We start from the raw sequence: 18940 nt of genomic DNA on the forward strand, positions 1-18940 counted from the left end.
GACCTAAAAGTCCCCTCTCAACTATCTAGAGGGGACTTTTTATTAAAAATCATTGAGTGACTTCATGTTAGGAGTTGTTAAAGGGATGAATGGGAGATATACAATCGGAATTGATTTTGGCACTGAATCAGGAAGAGTGCTGTTAGTAGATATAGCGAACGGAAATGAAGTGGCTACACATGTTACACCTTATCGTCATGGAGTAATGACTAATAGGCTTCCAGACGGACGTAAACTTGAAAAAGATTGGGCTCTCCAGCATCCAGGTGATTATTTGGACGTTTTATACACTTCTGTTCCTGAAGTGATCCGGTTAAGTGGAGTAGATGCGAATGATGTGATAGGCATTGGAATCGATTTTACCTCATGCACCATTTTGCCTATTGATAAGAAGGGAAATCCCCTTTGTTTTGATGAGAAATGGAAAAGGGACCCTCACAGTTGGGTCAAATTATGGAAGCATCATGCCGCACAAAAAGAAGCGGATGATATTACACGCATTGCACAGGAAACGAATCAACCATTCCTGAAACGATATGGCGGGAAAATTTCTTCTGAATGGATGTTCCCTAAGATATTACAAGTGATGCGTGAATCACCTGATATCTATGAAGAAACGGATCTATTTATGGAAGCCGGAGATTGGATTACCTTCCGTCTGACCAATGAGCTGGTACGCAGCAGTAATATGAGCGGTTATAAAGCATTTTGGGATAAAAAAGATGGATATCCGGACCCTGGTTTTTTAGCGGCTATTGATGAACGTCTTCTGGATATACTGGATACAAAAATGCGTGGTGAAGTGTTACCCATCGCTGGGCGGTCGGGTGGTTTAACAGAAGGGATGGCTAAGAAGATGGGGTTGAAAACTGGTACGGCTGTTTCTGTATCCATAATCGATGCCCACGCAGGTGTTCCAGCTGTAGGAGCTGTCCATCCAGGCCAATTTGTGATGACGATGGGAACCTCTACTTGCCACATGTTAATTTCTAAGAAAAAACAAACAGTAGAAGGTATTTGTGGAGTAGTGGAGGATGGAATAATCCCCGGATCATTCAGTTATGAAACGGGACAGGTGGCTGTTGGCGATTCGTTTGCATGGTATATTGAGCAAACTGTTCCGGAGTATGTAAAGAAAGAAGCTGAGCAAGAAGGTGTCAATCTACATGGCTTACTGGAAAAAAAGGCTTCCTGCTTAATGCCTGGTCAATCTGGGTTAGTGGCGTTAGATTGGTGGAATGGCAACCGAACAGTCCTTGTAGATGCGAACTTGTCAGGTGTGATTGCAGGGATTACTCTTTCTACGAAGCCCGAAGAAATATACCGTGCGCTTTTAGAATCAACAGCTTTTGGAACAAGGAAAATCCTTGAAACCTTTGAGAATGAAGGTATAGAGATAAACGATTTGTTTGCCTGTGGCGGATTGCCTCAAAAAAATAAACTATTAATGCAGATATATGCCGATATTTTAAATCGTGAAATTAAAATCGCGGATGGGGAACAAGTGGTTGCATTAGGAGCAGCCATATACGCTGCCACGGCTGCCGGCCGTATAAATGGTGGGTATGATTCCATAGAGGAGGCATCCTCTAAAATGGCAAAAGTAAAAGAAGATACTTTTATACCGGTTAAAGAAAATGTAAGTATTTATCAACAACTCTATGCTTATTATTTAGAAATGCATGACTTCTTTGGCCGTGATCATATTTCCATAATGCATGGTTTAAAGAAATTGAGGAGTGTGGACCAATGATACATATTGCGGTGGATATTGGTGCTTCAAGTGGCCGGCTGGTCTTAGGGAAAATGGAGAACGGGAAATTAGTAATTGAAGAAATTCATCGATTTGCGAATGGTTTCACCACCCAAAATGAAACATGTTTTTGGGATATTGATCATTTATTGAATGAAATCTTAAAGGGGTTAGAATCAGCAAAAAAACTTGGATACGACCACTGTACACTTGGAATTGATACGTGGGGAACGGATTACGTATTGTTGGATGATGATGGACACAGAGTGCAAGAAGTTATCTCTTATCGTGATAAGCGCACCGAAAATACAATCGAAAAGGTCACAAGAACACTACCTAAAGAAATTATTTATCAAAAAACGGGGATTCAATTCTTATCATTTAACACGTTATACCAATTGTACGAAGAAGATATAAAGAACCTGAAAGTCACTAGGAATGTCATGACTGTACCAGATTATTTAGGTTACTGCCTAACGGGGGAAAAGGTCACAGAAGTTACAAGTGCTTCTTCGATGCAATTATTGAATTTAAACACGAAGAAGTTTGATGAAGAGTTACTTAACCTGATTGCATTGTCAAAAGATCAATTCCCGCCTTTTGCTAATCCGGGAGAACGATTAGGGAAACTGATGAAAGAACGTTATTCTACTTTTGATCTTCCCGATACAGAAGTGATTATCGTTGCTTCACATGATACTGCTTCCGCCATAGTCGGTTCACCTGGTAATGGAGAGAAATGGGCCTATATTAGTAGCGGGACGTGGTCGTTGCTTGGGATTGAAAGCGATAAACCGATAGTGAATGAGTTAGCCCTTAAAAACAATTATACAAATGAATGGGGTGCATACGGAACCTTCCGCTTTCTGAAAAATATCATTGGCATGTGGGTTATTCAAGAAGTCAGAAGACATTTAAAGGAAGACTATAACTTCGAGAAGTTTGTACATGAGGCAGAGAAAATAAATGAGTGCAGGCAGTTCATCAACTTTAATGATAAACGATTTTTAAATCCAGAAAATATGATTCAAGAAATTCAGCAGTATTGTCGGGAGACGAATCAGGAGATTCCACATACAGTGGGCGAATTAGCGAACTGTATATTTACAAATATGTCTATAATTTATGCGATGTCCATTCGGCAAATAGAAGAGATAACCGGGAAAAAAATCGAGCAACTTCATATTGTCGGAGGAGGGGCGAAAAATGAATTCGTTAATCAACTTACGGCAGACCTTAGCGGGAAAACCATATACGCTGGACCAACAGAGGCTACGGCGATTGGGAATATACTAGTTCAAATGATTTCAGGCAATGAAATAAGCGATTTACAAACGGCACGTCAGTTAATACAACACTCGTTCCTTATAAAAAAATATGAGCCAAAAGAAAAAATTGAATCATCCCTGATTGAAAAATTCAAACAAGCAATTTCCATGAAAGAAGAATGTAAATAATAGGAGTGATAAAGTATGAATGAAAATCTGCATCCAGCCGAACAAATTGTTATGATCATGGAACGTGTCTATAAATATGGCATGACAACAATTTCAGGAGGAAACCTTTCTATTCTGGATGAAAATGGTGACCTTTGGATTACTCCATCGGGCATTGATAAAGGAGCATTAACCATGGATGATATCATGTGCGTCAAAAAGGACGGTACATTCATAGGGAAACATAAACCATCGGTAGAGCTTCCTTTTCATCAAGGAATTTATGAAGCAAGGCCCGATATAAAAGCTGTCGTACATGCACATCCCCCGGCATTGGTTTCCTTTAGCATGGCTCGTAAAGGACCAAACCCAAAGTTGCTTTTACATGCATATAAGAGTGTAGCAGATTCCCTTCAGGTTGCACCCTATGCGATTCCTGGAAGCGACAAATTAAAGGAAAATATTTCGGCTGAATTTGCAAAAGGAGGGGATGCGGTCATATTGGAGAATCATGGTATCGTGGTAGGGAAACCTACTATATTTGATGCCTTTATGTTGTTTGAAACCCTTGAAGATACTGCTTGTATGGAAATAAATGCAAGAAATATAGGGAAACCATTTGAACTGACCGAACAAAATTTACAAGAAATAGATTTATATAAAGCGGATAAATTAACACAGATAGAAATGAAGCACCATTCTGTCGAAGAGGTTTCTTGCCGTCAAGAAATGATCAGGTTATTGGAACGGTTATATGATCGTCAGCTTTTTACAAGTATCTCAGGCAGCTTTTCAACACGCCTTAAAGATGGATCTATTTTAATCACGCCTTCTCAACAGGACCGTAAATATATTAAGGAAGATGAATTGGTTCTGATTCATCAGGAGTTTAGTGAAGCTGGCAAGGAACCATGTGAGTTTTTTGAGCTTCATCAAAAAATATATGAGTTAAACCCGGAGCTTACATCCGTAATCATTGCCAACCCAAGATTTTTAATGGCCTATGCAGTGACAGATGTTAAATATAATACACATATAATTCCAGAGGCCTACATTGTTCTTCGGGATATAGATAAAGTGCCTTTTGGAATGGGAGAAGATCATAATAGAATGATTGCAGATAAACTAGCAGAGGATAATCCTGTCCTATTAATTGAAAATGGATATGCAGTTGTCTCAGGAAAAAGTTTACTGAGTGTATTTGATAGGCTAGAAGTAGCTGAATATAGTGCAAAAGCATTGGTGTACGCTAAAAGTATTGGCGAAGTTATCGATATTAGTGATGAAGATATTGAAGAAATTATTGAAGGTTTTAAGCTAATTGCCAAATAACGATATCAATGAAAAAAGGCAGTTCCTAAGCTCTCTATTTATATAGAGGGCTTTATATATGTTACAATACAAAAACAAACAAAAGTAAACAAAGATTATATAGATAGGAGAAAGTTGGTATGCTTGTAGCTCAAAGACACCAAAAAATTGTCGAACTCGTAAATGAACGTTCGAGTATTCGTGTTACAGAATTAAGTGAAATCTTTTCAGTAACAGAGGAAACGATCCGACGTGATCTCGAAAAGCTTGAGAAAGAAACAAAACTAAAACGCAGCCACGGCGGTGCCGTTAGCCTGCAAGAAGATGATTCGGAAATCCATTTTTCCGAAAGAGTGATAACAAATGTCAACGAAAAAAAAGTGATAGCATATGAAGCGGCAAAGCGGATAGTGGAAGGTGACAGGATTATTTTAGATGCAAGTACAACTGCCTGGTATATGTCAAAAGCCTTACCAAACATACCGCTAACGGTTATTACCAATTCCACCAAAGTGGTTATGGAATTGAGTAAAAAAGAAAAAATAGAGGTTATTTCAACCGGGGGAAGATTGCTGTCAAAGTCTTTATCATTTGTTGGTCCGATAGCAGAGAAATCATTAACGATGTATCATGTCAACAAAACGTTTTTGTCTTGCAAGGGGATTCACTTAGAGGAAGGACTCAGTGATTCTAATGAAGGGCAGGCTTTATTAAAAAAGAAAATGATCGAAAGGTCGGATGCAGTGATCCTGATGGTGGATTCCTCAAAGTTTGGAAAAAAGGCGTTTTCATTAATCGTTCCGCCTAGTGAAGTGGATGAGGTCATTACGGATAGAGAAATAGATGAAGTATCAAGAAAATTGCTTGAAAAAAGAAATGTAAAAGTAACGATTGTAAATTAAGATAGACTCATTAGCGACAGTTGGGAAATGTGTCCTTTAAAGCGAGCAATCTATAACTTATAGAGGTTGGGTATCTTTACGGTACCCAATCTATTTTTTTATTGCCTCGTTTTCAAAAAAAGGGCTTTCAGTTTAGTAACATGCTCGTGTTAGGGAAAGGCAGGAGACGTACGGGGTTGTGAAAACGTTGACTGTGTTATTACCAATAGGAAGGGAAAGGGGGTTTTGTCTTAAGTTTCGCAGAAAAAATACTATTAGGGTAAAGGGCAAACGAAAGGGCAAACGTGAAACGTTAATTTTTTCTGGAAATTTGCATATAATCGAAGAAGAAAAAGAGTTAGTTGTTTCTTGATGATAGTTGAAATTGGAAAACCTTTCCGTTAACATATAATAAGAATCATATAATAGGAGGTTGTGCATTGTCTTTACAAATCAAAGAAGTTACGAAAAAATTCGGGGATTTCACAGCTGTAAACCAGCTTGATTTAACTATCCCCGAAAAAGAAATGTTCGGCTTTTTAGGCGGGAATGGAGCGGGGAAAACGACCACGTTCCGAATGATACTTGGCCTGCTTGACCCCACTGAAGGGGAAGTGATCTGGGATGGCAAGAAAATCGATTATACGACCAGTTCAATGATTGGCTATCTTCCTGAGGAACGCGGACTATATCCAAAACTGAAGGTGCGCGATCAAATTGTGTATTTGGCTAGATTAAGAGGGATGAACAAACGGGATGCTTTGAAAGAGTTGGAGTATTGGCTGGACCGCTTTATGGTGCCCGAGTATATCGATAAGCGAGTTGAAGAGCTTTCAAAGGGAAATCAACAAAAAATCCAGCTGATCGCTTCCATGATCCATAAACCTGAATTACTTATCCTTGACGAACCATTCAGCGGACTGGATCCAGTGAATGTGGAAATCCTGAAGAAAGCTGTCATTGACTTAAGGGACAGCGGCACGACGATCGTTTTCTCGAGCCATCGCATGGAGCATGTCGAGGAGATGTGCGAGCATCTTTGCATCATGCATAAAGGTTCCCCTGTTGTGGCTGGAAAGTTAAAAGAAATCAAGCGTTCTTTTGGTAAAAAGAATGTCTCAATTAAAGCTGATTTTGATCTATCTTTTTTGGATAATTATTCAGGTGTAACAAAAGTCAAGAACACGATGGAAGGGAAAATTCTTCAAGTCACTGGTGAAGACGTGGCTGAGAGCATGCTACGTGATCTTGTTCCAAGAGGTTTCGTCCGGAAATTCGAATTGGAAGAACCATCGCTGACGGATATTTTCATTGAAAAAGTAGGTGCCGTCTATGAATAAATTTTGGATTGTCCTTTCCCATACATATCTATCAAAATTAAAGACGAAATCCTTTATCATTTCTACAATCATTATGATGGCCCTGATTCTCGTCCTTTCGAATCTTTCGAATCTTATTGATAAATTCGACAGTGATGAACAGGAAAAGGTTGCCGTCATCGATCAGACTGAAGGCAGCTTATTTGATCCTTATAAAAAAGGGGTAGCAGGTGTGAACGATGACCTATCGATAATATCCGCCCAGGATGAAAAGGAAGCGGAGGAAATGGTCAGTGCGGAAAAAATCGTTGGGTATTTGATAATCGAAAATGATGAAACTCTCGGCTTCAAGGGAACGTATAAAGCGAATCAAATTTCAGATTCTGCGGTAAGTAATGATTTGCTTTTAGCGCTAACCCAATTGAAGGGTCAAATAACCGCGAAGGAATTGAATTTGACAGAGCAGCAAATCGCTCAATTGAATACGCCGCCAGCATTTGATACGATTGCGCTTCAGAAAAATGCTAAAACGGAAGAGGATCTCAATCAAGCACGAGGTCTCGTGTATGTTCTCTTATTCGTGATTTACTTCGGTGTCTTGATGTATGCAACGATGATTGCAATGGAAGTGGCTACTGAGAAAACATCACGAGTCATGGAAATCCTGATTTCAAGTGTCCCGCCAGTCACACAGATGTTTGCCAAAATAATGGGTGTTGCATTGCTTAGTCTTACTCAAATGATTTTATTTTTTGGGGTGGGCTATTTCTCGATTAAACAAAACTTGACGGGTATGGATGAAGGATTCTTTTCATTTTTCGGTTTCGGCAGCACCGATATCTCAACGATCATTTATGCAATCATCTTCGCTTTGCTTGGGTATTTTCTGTACGCGACTCTTGCGGCATGCCTTGGGTCCGTTGTCAGCAAAATTGAAGATGTCCAGCAAATGATATCACCGATGACCATGTTAGTTGTCATCGCCTTCATGATTGCGATGTTTGGACTGGGAAATCCGTCAGCCAGTTATATTACGATCACATCATTCATTCCATTTTTCACGCCGATGATCATGTTCTTGCGTGTAGGGATGCTTGAAGTTCCATTCTGGGAAATCGCCATCAGCATTGCAGTCTTGATCTTAACGATAGTTTTACTTGGAATAATCGGAGCAAAAATCTATCGGGGTGGAGTCTTGATGTATGGAAGCTCAAAATCACTGAAAAGCATCAAGAATGCCTTGCAATTATCCAAGAAAAATTAACATGAAACCTGGATCCTTCATTTGGAGGTATTCAGGTTTTTTTAAGATAATAATATAGGAACGAAAAGTAGCATAGATATAAGGGAACATAAATATATTCCATTTATGCAACCACGATTAGGAGTGAATTATTATGAGCAATCTGGTAACGTGGACGATAGCTTCAGAAGCGTTTCTCTTGCTATCCTTCATCATTATTATTTTATCAACCAAGAATCCGAAAAGAAATGTTCTCTGGGTGATCCTGTTCATCATCGGAGCTGCACCGCTTTTATATTTAGCGATAGATCATGTGAAAAACGATTATATGGATGCAAATATCGGATTGGGCCTTGCCTTTATGTTTACCTGGATATATAGCGCAGTAGCGTTTATCGTTGCCATCATTCTTTTAGTGAAAAAGAAAAGGAATAATAATATCTCAAAAGAACTGTGATAATCACATTTGGAATCTTAATTAAGTGAAAATTAAAAAACTGAGGATACATGACCTATACCCCGAATAACGGACACACATAAAAAAGTCCCTTATCCGGTTTTTTTTTATGTTTCAATAGGTGTTATGAGAAATGAGTCTCGTTTTCGATGGGGACTAAAGAAAATGGCCCCGGTACAAAACTCGGACCACCTATTAGCCGCATAGGCGCCTTGTTATACTGTCCGAAAAAGTGGCATAGTTCATTTTAATGAGGCAGTGTCTTTTTTTAGAAGTAGATGGAGAGATCATCTAAGTAGCCCTTCTGTAATCCTGAAGTTCCTTTTTAATATTATTAATACTTACATACAAATTAAAATATTTAATTTTATTTAATTATAATTTATGAGTATACTTAAAATGTAATAATAGTTTAAATATTCAAAATAGTTGGCGATTCAAAGCCTTCTATGTGAGAAAAGGGGTGGAATTCATTTAATGAGTTATAACTTAAACGAAAATCTAAAACGAAGCGCCAGTAATTTCCCAGAAAGTATCGCTTATATCTATGGAGATAAAAGTGTTACTTATCAAGAACTAAATCAGAAGGTGGATCAATTGGCTGCTGGTCTCTATGTACAAGGAATCAGGAAGGGAGATGGAGTGGCTCTTATATTAGGAAATAGCCCTGAATTTCTCATTGCGTACTACGGTATTTTACGGCTTGGTGCATTTGTTGTTCCGATCAATCCTTTTTATACCCAAGGGGAAATCAAATACTTATTAGACAATTGTCAAGCCAAAGCGGTCATTACTCATGTATCTGTAGAACCGAAGTTATCTGAAGTAAAAAAGCAATTGGAAAATTTGAAGCTTGTGGTTTATACCGAAGCCGAGAATCAGGAATCGACATGGGAGCGTCTCATGGAAACAAGCACAAGCTTTAATGCTTGTGGAAGCCCTTACATTAATGATGAAGATCTTGCAGTCATTCTATACACATCAGGAACAACCGGGAAACCAAAGGGTGCAATGTTAACGCATCGGAACTTGGTTTCAAATGCGGACTCCATTTCAAAATTATTAGAATTCGATGAAAAAGATCGTGTAGTAGCTGTTCTGCCAATGTTCCATGTATTCTGTATGACAGTTTGTCTGAATGCGCCAATTGCTTGTGGGGCAACAGTCCTTATCCAGCCTAAATTCAGCCCTCATGACGTGGTCAGCATCATTCGAGAAAAAAAGGCAACCGTGTTTGCTGGAGTACCTACGATGTACAGTTTTATCTATCAATTGCCTGAAGCGAATGCGGAGGATTGCCAATCTATCCGCATGTGTATCTCTGGAGGTGCCTCGATTTCGGCAGAGCTGCTGCATAAATTTGAAAACAAGTTTAATGTTTCTATCTTGGAAGGGTATGGGCTTTCGGAAACTTCTCCTCTCGTCGCTATTAATCCTTTAAAAGGAACTCGCAAGCCAGGTTCTATCGGTTTGAATATTCCAGCTGTCCAAAGCAAAGTTGTAGGTGAGTTCGGAAAAGAATTGCCGAGAGGAGAGGTCGGAGAATTAGTTGTTCAAGGGCCAAATGTAATGAAGGGATATTTGGGGATGCCGGAAACTACTTCAGCTGCTTTTAATGACGGGTGGTTTTACACTGGTGATCTCGCAACAATGGATGAAGAAGGATACATCTACATTGTTGACCGCAAGAAAGACATTATTATTGTTGGAGGCTACAATGTATATCCTCGTGAAGTGGAGGAAGTCCTGTATCAACATCCAGCTGTAGTAGAGGCTGCCGTAATCGGAGTTCCAGATGGGGAATACGGTGAAAGTGTTAAAGCTTTTGTCGTAGTTAAGGATGAGCATATCACCATGAATGACATTATTCAATTCTGTCAGGATAGGCTGGTGAAGTACAAACTTCCTAAACGAGTAGAATTTTTTAAAGAACTGCCTAAGAATTCAACAGGGAAGATTTTGCGCAGAGAGTTAAGAGAATTGACTGAAGTAAGAAAAGAACCTATTTATTAAAGGGGGATAATTATGTCAACCATTTTAAAGGAAAAAGTAAAAGGGCAAGTAGCGTGGAAAGGCACTGAGCTGGCAAAAGATGATTCATGGGTTTATTATTTGTCTGAAAAAACGATTGCCTCTCTTGAGAACGCTTTGGTTCATGTTAAACAAAAGGGATTAAAAGCACCTGATTTTAGCAAAGAGGATTTTCCGATTCCTGATTTATATGAAGAAATCGTTTACTTTGTTGAAGAGCTGGAGAATGGGAGAGGGTTCCTATTAATTCGTGGATTACCTATTGAAAGGTATACAGATGAAGATGTAAGCATCATTTACTGGGGTCTCGGACTTCACTTGGGCATTCCGGTATCGCAAAACGCAAATGGTGACCTCTTAGGGCACGTCAAAGATCAAGGTTTTAGCTTAGAAAATTCTAATGTACGTGGTTACCAAACGAAACTGCATCTTCCATTTCATGCAGATGGATCTGATGTTGTTGGATTATTAAGCCTGCGAAAAGGGAAATCTGGAGGGCACAGCAGTATCATAAGTTCGATGACTGTTTACAATGAAATTTTGGAGAAGAACCCGGAATATCTAGGAGTTCTCTGTCGTCCATTTTTCTTTGATCGCCGTGGAGAGGAAGCTCCGGGAGAACCTCCAGTATTTAAATCATCAATCTTTAATTATTTTGATGGTAAACTGAGCTGTAGATATGTCCGTTTATTTATCGAATCAGCACAAGCAAAAACTGGCATCCAATTGTCGAAAGTGGAAATTGAAGCATTAGACTTACTGGATTCCCTCCTTCATGATGAGAATTTGCATTATAACATGATGTTGGAGCCGGGGGATATGCAGTTCGTCAATAATTATACGATTCTGCACTCACGTACTCAATACGAAGACTATGAGGAGCCGGAACGCAAACGTCATCTTTTAAGATTGTGGCTCACAATGCCAAATGGTCGGGAAATTTCCCCTGAATTCGCGATGTTTATTGATGAGAATACTGGTAAACCAGGTCGCGGCGGCGTACCGCAACGTAAAACAACATCTGGCGGTATTGTAGAAACCCTGAAGTGATTTTTATAAAACGTTAAGAACGAGTCGGAACACCTTTTAAGAACTCAGAAAAAGGTGTTCCTTATATAGTAAAACGTGGGGGATTCACATGACAAGCACTCCAAAGTATTCTTGGATTATCTTATTATTTCTTGTTCTTAGCGGGATGATCAACCAAGTGGATAAAATAATTATTGGCTTGGTTTCAGTTCCTTTAATGAAAGAGTTACATTTAAGTCCAACGCAATGGGGAGTCGTAGGGAGTTCTTTCTTTTGGTTCTTTACCTTCTCATCTATTATTCTTGGCGGCATGGCAGATTCAAAAAACACAAAAAAAATGTTAACTTGGATGTCCTTGATTTGGTTGATAGTTCAATTTGTTACCCCTTTCGTTAGCGGTTTGTCCATGCTTTTGTTAACCAGAATGATTTTGGGAGCTGGTGAAGGTCCTGCCCCCGCTCTATCCACGGCAATCATGGGAAAATGGTTCCCGAAACATAGGCACGGCATCGGCTTTGGTGCGGTTCTATTAGGAACGACCGGAGGATCTGCGATCGCTTCACCATTATTAATCTCCTTGATTGATCATTATGGATGGAGATCTGCATTTATAGCGATGGGTATTCTGGGACTGATTGTGCTGGTTTTATGGATGATTTTCGGTAAAGAAAGTCCTGAAGAAATCGGCTTTCCGTCGATACAGCATAAGGAGCAGCAATCATCTAGACTCTCTAAAGTTTCTTGGAGTCAGTTTCTTCCGCATCTGATATCTAAAAATTTTATTCTGATCGTTCTGTGCGGGGGGTGTGCCTATTGGTTATTGTCCGTACAAGCGGTATGGCTTCCAGCCTATTTCACCAAAATTCAACATTTTAATGGTCAAACATTAAAATTAGCCGTGTCTTTACCTTTTCTTTTTGCAGCCTTTTTCCAATTAGGATTTGCCATTCTATCAGATCGGCTCTATCGTAAGACCGGAGATATTCGTAAAGCACGAATAAATCTTGCCGGTATAACGATGATGTTATCCGCTTTATGCTTATACCTAGCAAATGCCGCGAATTCCACGGCGATGTCCATATTGTTCTTCACCCTTGCTCCTGGTTTTGCGTATGTCATTCTTTCACTCGCACCCGCAATATTGATGGAGTTTTTTTCTCCTCAAAATATTGGAAAGGCACAAGGGACGTTCATTGCACTTGCGAGTATTACAAGTATTATTGCTCCACTCGTATTTGGCTATTTTATTCAAAATGCGGAGACTGAAGCTATCGGATATGGATACGCATTTCAAGCCTCTTCTTTAGGGATGCTCATAATCGGATTATTGTTTTGGATCTGTGTACGTCCCGCAAAAGAAAGCCACACAATAAATGAAACAGATGAGCATGTGAGCATTTAAGTGATATAAAACGTAGATTGAAAAGATTCTTAGTAAGATTATATTAGTTTAACTTAATTATAAGTTACAAATGATAGTCATTTAATGAATAATTAATAAGTGTACCATAAACTTTAAATTCAAAATATTCGGTCGATTACAGCGGTATAACAAATATAAAGGAGGAATATGTATGTCAGTTATTTTAAAGGAAAAAATTCAAGGGCGTTCAGCGTGGAAAGGTATCGAACTTGCAAAAGATGATTCATGGATTTATTATTTGTCAGAGAAAACCCTTGCAGCTCTAGACAAGGCTGTATTACATGTTCAACAAAAAGGGTTAAAGGCTCCCAATTTTAACAAGGAGGATTTCCCTATTCCTGATCTCACTGATGAAATTGCTTATTTTGTTGATGAGCTGGAGAATGGGAGAGGATTTCTATTGATTCGTGGATTACCAATGGATCAATATACCGACGATGAAGCTAGTATCATTTACTGGGGTCTTGGACTCCACTTGGGCCTACCGATCATTCAAGAAAAAAAGGGTGACCTCTTGGGGCATATCAAAAATATGGGTAAAGACTTTAATGATAATACAACAGTAAGAGGTTACCAAACGAATGTACGTCTTGACTATCACACAGATCTCGCTGATGTTGTCGGATTACTATGTCTTCGTAAAGCGAAATCTGGTGGTTTAAGCAGTATCGCTAGTGCGATGTCTATCTATAATGAAATTCTGGATAATCACCCAGAGTATCTTGAAATTCTCTATCGTCCATTCGCCCATGATCTTCGTGGGGAAGAGGCACCAGGTCAATCTCCCGTAGTTCCATCACCGGTCTTTAGCTATTACGATGGTAAATTAAGCTGTAGATATATACGTCAGTATGTCGAATCAGCACAAACGAAAACAGGTATCTCTTTGTCGAAAGAGGAAATCGAAGCATTTAATTATATAGATTCCCTTACTGCTGATAAAAACTTTCATATTGATATGATGATGGAACCGGGTGATATGCAATTCGTTAATAATTATACTGTTTTTCATTCACGTACACTATTTGTAGATTATGAAGAAGAAGACCGCAAACGTCATTTATTAAGATTGTGGCTCATGATGCCAAATGGCCGAAAAATTGCTCCTGGTTTCGAGTTTTATATAGGAGGAGCACCTGTAATTAGATAAAAACCGGTGGTAATAGTAATCACCAATATTTCTTGTATGGTGATTTTATTCAACGAAAATAATGAATAAAATCACCATTTTATGTTTCTTTAACTGGTTAATTTTTTAAAAAAACTGAAGTGAGGATGATGTTTTTTGGCAAATTTAGATCCGCAAGCAGAAAAATATTTACAAGCATTTAATCAGCTGCCATCTATTCATACGATGGATCATAAGTCAGTGAGAGAGATGCTTTCTAAAGCACCGCGTTCTGCCGTAAAACTGGAACCGCTTTCGAAAGTTGAGGAATTCAAGATTCCGGTAAGCCAGGATGAAACAATCAAATGCAGGGTATATATACCGGAAGGGCAAGGTCCTTTCCCTCTATTTATTTACTACCATGGTGGAGGATGGGTTCTAGGAGACATTGAAACATCGGATGCTAGCTGCCGAATGATAGCGAATCGAACGGAAAGTATCGTTGTATCCGTAAACTATCGTCTTTCTCCAGAGTATAAGTTTCCGACTCCAGTAGAAGACGCCTATTCCGCATTGCAATGGGTTTTTGAAAATGGGCCTTCATTTAACGGAGAAGTTTCTCGATTGGTAGTTGGAGGGGATAGCGTAGGTGGAAATCTAGCTACTGTAATTACGATGATGGCTAGAAACAAAAAAGGTCCAAACATCACTGCACAGGTCTTAATCTATCCTGCGACAAATCTTGAGTTCAATACGGAATCCCATCGAACCTTTGCAAAAGGATTTGGTCTTGATCGCGAACAGTTGATTTGGTTCCGTGATCATTATTTAAGGAATAGTGAGGACAGATGTAATGAGTATGCTTCCCCCTTGGTAGCTCAAGATTTGAGTGGTCTCCCGCCAGCAATGGTTATTACAGCGGAAAATGATGTGCTTCGGGATGAAGGAATGGCCTATGCTGAACGTCTGAAAGATTTTGGTGTTCAAGTTGAATATGGATGTGAACCAGGGATGGTCCACGGATTTTTTGTACAAATGGATATTTTCTCAAAGAACATAGAATTGACTGTTTCTAGGATCGAGAAGTTCTTGAGTTCCTTAAAATATACAATTGGGATAGATTGAAAGAAAATGTTTTAAATGAAGCGAGCCTCAGAATTTAGTGAGGCTCGCTTAAAATAACCTATTTAATTTTACAAACGAAACAATATCAATAGTAACCCTAGGCATTTAGTAATAAACGGTATTTCCAATTCCACCGGTTACCGAAATGACATCGCCAGTTATCGATGCCGCCAAAGGTGAAGCTAGGAAGGTAACGACATAAGCAATTTCCTCTGGTGTAATCATGCGGCCGAGGGCATTCATTGATGCTGCCTGGCGTATAGCTTCCTCATTAGTGACACGGCCTCTAAACGTTTCAGTATCGACAATCCCTGGATAAACAGCATTGACAGTAATTTCGTGCTTTCCTAATTCTAATGATGCGGATTTTGTCATATGGACAACAGACGCATTACGAGGTCCGGAACTAAAATAATTGCCGCCTATTCTAGCTGCCAGACCACTTATATTGATAATACGTCCCCAATTATTTTGAATCATATAAGGAGCAACAGCCCGGATACAACGAAAATAGCCCAAATACTTTTCTTCAAAATCTTTCAGGATAAGTTCATCTTTAATGCTATTAAATTCCTCTGGTTCATGGCCTCCAACACGGGCCCCACTGTTGATTAAAATATCAATGCTCCCCATTACTGCTGCTGTTTTTTCAACTAAATTAAGGATAGAGTCAGGATCATTAGTATCTGCCACGATTGGATAAATACTTCTGTTGGTTTCTTTTGCCAATTCGTCTGCTGCATTCTTTAGTGAAGATTCGTTTCTTGAACAAATCGTACAATCAACACCTTCCAAAGCCAACTGACGGGCAATAGCTTTGCCAATCCCCCTGCTTCCTCCAACGATAAGTGCTTTTTTTCCAGATAATTTTAAGTCCATAGTTCAACCTCCTGTTTCGAATTAACTTGTATTACCTCTGCTTGAAAGTTATTTGTTAGAATATTTAATCATTTCTATCTTTGATTCTACCTATAAATGATAATTATATAAAATTAAAAATTTTTAATTACACTTAAGTTATATTAATGTGTTGAACGATTGTCATTTACAAAGGTGTATTATTTTCCATTTATTAGTAAAGATGATTTGCAGATTAAAAATTTTAATTTTATTTAACTGAAAATTATGAATATAATTAACGGTATAACATTTATAACAGTCAGAAGTTATTTAAAGCGCTTCAACGGAAATGAAGGGGGGGACAAGGAACATCATTAATTAAACAATAATTGTTTGTATAAGGGTGTGAAAGATAGAGGCAGTCGCTTTTAAAGTAGGAAAACAGCCCAAACTTTTTCATTAAGTACTTTAGTTAAAATTGATTGCCATAGAAAACGAAGGAGGGTTCTCGTTGCCGTCTATTTTAAAGAAAAAAATTCAAGGACCAGTAGCTTGGAAAGGTATTGAGATAGCAAAAGATGATTCATGGATTTATTATTTGTCAGAGAAAACGATTGCAAATCTTGAAAGCGCTTTATTTTATGTAAAACAAAAAGGGTTAAAGGCACCTGATTTTAACAAGGAGGACTTTCCAATTCCGGATCTTTCTGACGAAATAGCTTATTTTATAAACGAGCTGGAAAATGGGAGAGGTTTTCTATTAATTCGTGGCTTACCAATTGAAAAGTATACAGATGAAGAAGCAAGCATCATATACTGGGGTATCGGAGTCCACCTGGGCATCCCGGTAACGCAAAACGCAAAAGGTGATCTATTAGGGCATGTTGTTGACCAAGGTCTCGACATTAATGATTCAAATGTACGTGGTTACCAAACGAATGCTCATCTTCCCTTTCACCCAGATGGTTCTGACGTAGTCGGATTATTAAGCCTTCGAAAAGCTAAATCTGGAGGTTACAGTAGTATCGTAAGTTCCATCGCCGTTTACAATGAAATTCTGGATAGGTACCCAGAGTATCTTGGAATTCTTTATCTTCCATATTTTTTTGATCGTCGTGGTGAGGAAACACCAGGTGAATCTCCTGTTTATTCATCACCAGTCTTTAGTTATTACGAAGGTAAATTAAGCTGCAGATATAACCGCGGGTATGTCGAATCGGCACAAGCGAAAACAGGGAGATATTTGTCAAAAGTTGAAACTGAAGCATATGACTTAATAGATTCCCTCTTATATGATGAAAACATGCATATTGATATGATGATGGAACCGGGTGATATGCAATTTGTTAATAATTATTCTGTTCTTCATTCACGTACTGTATACGAAGACTATGAAGAACCTGAACGCAAACGTCATTTATTAAGATTATGGCTCACGATGCCAAATGGGCGAGAAATTGCGCCAGACTTCGCGATGTTCATTGATGAGAAAACAGGTAAAGCGGGTCGCGGCGGTATTCCGGTACATGAAAAAACAGTTGGAGGTATTGTAGATAAGATGAGGTAATGGAATTAATAAATATAAAGAGTTTAGACAAGGTTTAACACGGAAGATTTACCTTTAAAAACTTTTAAAACACCAATTGATTCATGTTAACGGGATAGAAGGGGAGATTATTAATTTGAAAACACCTAAATATTCTTGGATCATATTATTAATTCTTGTAGCTTCAGGTATGATCAACCAGGTTGATAAGATCATCATTGGTTTGGTTTCTGTTCCTCTAATGAAAGAGTTACATTTAAGTCCTTCACAATGGGGAATTGTCGGGAGTTCGTTTTTTTGGTTCTTTACCTTTTCATCTTTCATTCTAGGGGGAATGGCCGATTCAAGAAATACGAAAAAAATGTTTACTTGGATCTCGTTTATCTGGTTGATTGTTCAATTTACCACTCCTTTTGTTTCCAGTCTGTCTCTGCTAGTTTTGACAAGAATGGTCTTGGGAGCAGGAGAAGGTCCTGCAGTTGCTATATCAACTTCAATAATAGGTAAATGGTTCCCTAAACATAGACATGGTATAGGCTTTGGTGCTGTTCTCTTTGGAGCAACAATCGGGCCCGCGATTGCTTCGCCATTATTAATCTCCTTGATCAATGGATATGGATGGAGATCTGCTTTTATAGCCATGGGAATTGTTGGACTAATGGTGCTAGTTTTATGGTTGATTCTTGGAAAAGAAAGCCCAAAAGAAATCGGTTCGTATACTTTTGATCAAGAAGATAAGCACTCAATAATTTCTTCTAATGTTTCTTGGCGTCAGTTTCTTCCGTATCTATTATCTAAAAATTTTATTTTTATCGTTTTGTGTGCAGGCTGTGCCTATTGGTTATTGTCCGTTCAAGCTGTATGGTTTCCTGCATATTTTACCGAAATTAAACGTTTTGATGGAAAAATGTTAAAACTTGCAGTGTCTTTACCTTTTCTTTTTGCTGCCCTTTGCCAAATTGTATTTGCCTTGTTATCGGATTGGCTTTATCGCAAAACAGGAGATATTCGTAAAGCACGAATAAATGTTGCAGGGATTACGATGGTGCTATCCGCTATTTGTTTATTTCTTGCAAATGCCTTTAATTCTAGTTCTATTTCCATTCTATTCTTCATCCTTGCTCCGGGTTTTGCGATTGTTATTCTTTCACTCGCACCCGCCATATTAATGGAATTATTTTCTCCCAAAAACATTGGAAAGGCTCAAGGGACCTATGTGGCTCTATCAAGTTCAACAAGCATTATTGCTCCTCTCATATTCGGGTATTTTATCCAGTATGCAGGAACAGAGGCAATTGGATATGGTTATGGCTTCCAAGTAACTTCTTTGGTCATGTTCGTAATCGGATTATTGTTTTGGGCCATTGTCCGTCCTGTGAACCAAAATCAGATAAAACCTGAGGAACAAGTTATTGTATAAAAATCATTAATAGGTGAA

At 38.7% G+C, this 18940-nt stretch carries 15 protein-coding genes; 14 read left to right on the forward strand and 1 reads right to left on the reverse strand.

What is annotated here, in order from left to right; genetic code table 11:
• Positions 1-85: 85 nt before the first annotated feature.
• The 12 genes from ABOA58_RS10920 to ABOA58_RS10975 all read left to right on the forward strand — a co-directional run bounded on the left by ABOA58_RS10920 (position 86) and on the right by ABOA58_RS10975 (position 15116).
• Positions 86-1753 carry a ribulokinase gene (locus tag ABOA58_RS10920; protein WP_350302301.1) on the forward strand — a complete coding sequence of 556 codons (1668 nt, stop codon included), beginning with the start codon at positions 86-88 and terminating at the stop codon, positions 1751-1753.
• On the forward strand, positions 1750-3210 hold the full coding sequence (rhaB, locus tag ABOA58_RS10925; protein WP_350302302.1) for a rhamnulokinase: 1461 nt from the start codon (positions 1750-1752) through the stop codon (positions 3208-3210). Before ABOA58_RS10920 ends, rhaB begins: the two co-directional genes overlap by 4 nt.
• Before the next feature lie 15 nt (positions 3211-3225).
• Complete coding sequence (locus ABOA58_RS10930) at positions 3226-4521, forward strand: class II aldolase/adducin family protein (RefSeq protein WP_350302303.1); 1296 nt, start codon at positions 3226-3228, stop codon at positions 4519-4521.
• Positions 4522-4640: 119 nt separating this feature from the next.
• On the forward strand, positions 4641-5402 hold the full coding sequence (locus ABOA58_RS10935; RefSeq protein WP_350302304.1) for a DeoR/GlpR family DNA-binding transcription regulator: 762 nt from the start codon (positions 4641-4643) through the stop codon (positions 5400-5402).
• A gap of 419 nt (positions 5403-5821) precedes the next feature.
• The gene (locus ABOA58_RS10940) at positions 5822-6721 is read left to right on the forward strand and encodes an ABC transporter ATP-binding protein (RefSeq protein WP_350302305.1); all 900 of its coding nucleotides are present in this window, start codon (positions 5822-5824) and stop codon (positions 6719-6721) included.
• On the forward strand, positions 6714-7964 hold the full coding sequence (locus ABOA58_RS10945) for an ABC transporter permease (protein WP_350302306.1): 1251 nt from the start codon (positions 6714-6716) through the stop codon (positions 7962-7964). The genes ABOA58_RS10940 and ABOA58_RS10945 overlap by 8 nt, the downstream gene beginning before the upstream one ends.
• Positions 7965-8097: 133 nt before the next feature.
• Positions 8098-8400 carry a hypothetical protein gene (locus tag ABOA58_RS10950; RefSeq protein ID WP_350302307.1) on the forward strand — a complete coding sequence of 101 codons (303 nt, stop codon included), beginning with the start codon at positions 8098-8100 and terminating at the stop codon, positions 8398-8400.
• A 477-nt stretch (positions 8401-8877) separates the two neighbouring features.
• Entirely contained in the window at positions 8878-10413 is a 1536-nt protein-coding gene (locus ABOA58_RS10955; RefSeq protein ID WP_350302308.1) for a long-chain-fatty-acid--CoA ligase, read from the forward strand.
• Positions 10414-10425: 12 nt separating this feature from the next.
• Positions 10426-11481, forward strand: a complete 1056-nt coding sequence (locus ABOA58_RS10960) for a TauD/TfdA family dioxygenase (RefSeq protein WP_350302309.1) — start codon at positions 10426-10428, stop codon at positions 11479-11481.
• Between the two features lie 88 nt (positions 11482-11569).
• A complete protein-coding gene (locus ABOA58_RS10965; protein ID WP_350302310.1) occupies positions 11570-12862 on the forward strand; it encodes an MFS transporter in 1293 nt (430 codons plus the stop codon).
• A gap of 172 nt (positions 12863-13034) precedes the next feature.
• Positions 13035-14033 carry a TauD/TfdA family dioxygenase gene (locus ABOA58_RS10970; protein WP_350302311.1) on the forward strand — a complete coding sequence of 333 codons (999 nt, stop codon included), beginning with the start codon at positions 13035-13037 and terminating at the stop codon, positions 14031-14033.
• Positions 14034-14168: 135 nt separating this feature from the next.
• On the forward strand, positions 14169-15116 hold the full coding sequence (locus tag ABOA58_RS10975) for an alpha/beta hydrolase (protein ID WP_350302312.1): 948 nt from the start codon (positions 14169-14171) through the stop codon (positions 15114-15116).
• Positions 15117-15221: 105 nt separating this feature from the next.
• Here the strand turns inward: ABOA58_RS10975 and ABOA58_RS10980 are convergent, their stop codons facing one another.
• Entirely contained in the window at positions 15222-15995 is a 774-nt protein-coding gene (locus ABOA58_RS10980) for an SDR family NAD(P)-dependent oxidoreductase (protein WP_350302313.1), read from the reverse strand.
• 472 nt (positions 15996-16467) lie between these two features.
• Between ABOA58_RS10980 and ABOA58_RS10985 the strand changes: the two genes are divergently transcribed.
• Both ABOA58_RS10985 and ABOA58_RS10990 read left to right on the forward strand, forming a co-directional pair.
• Positions 16468-17523, forward strand: a complete 1056-nt coding sequence (locus ABOA58_RS10985; protein WP_350302314.1) for a TauD/TfdA family dioxygenase — start codon at positions 16468-16470, stop codon at positions 17521-17523.
• Positions 17524-17638: 115 nt separating this feature from the next.
• Positions 17639-18922 carry an MFS transporter gene (locus ABOA58_RS10990; protein ID WP_350302315.1) on the forward strand — a complete coding sequence of 428 codons (1284 nt, stop codon included), beginning with the start codon at positions 17639-17641 and terminating at the stop codon, positions 18920-18922.
• Positions 18923-18940: the final 18 nt, after the last annotated feature.

The sequence above is a fragment of the Peribacillus frigoritolerans genome, assembly GCF_040250305.1.
GTDB lineage: Bacteria > Bacillota > Bacilli > Bacillales > DSM-1321 > Peribacillus.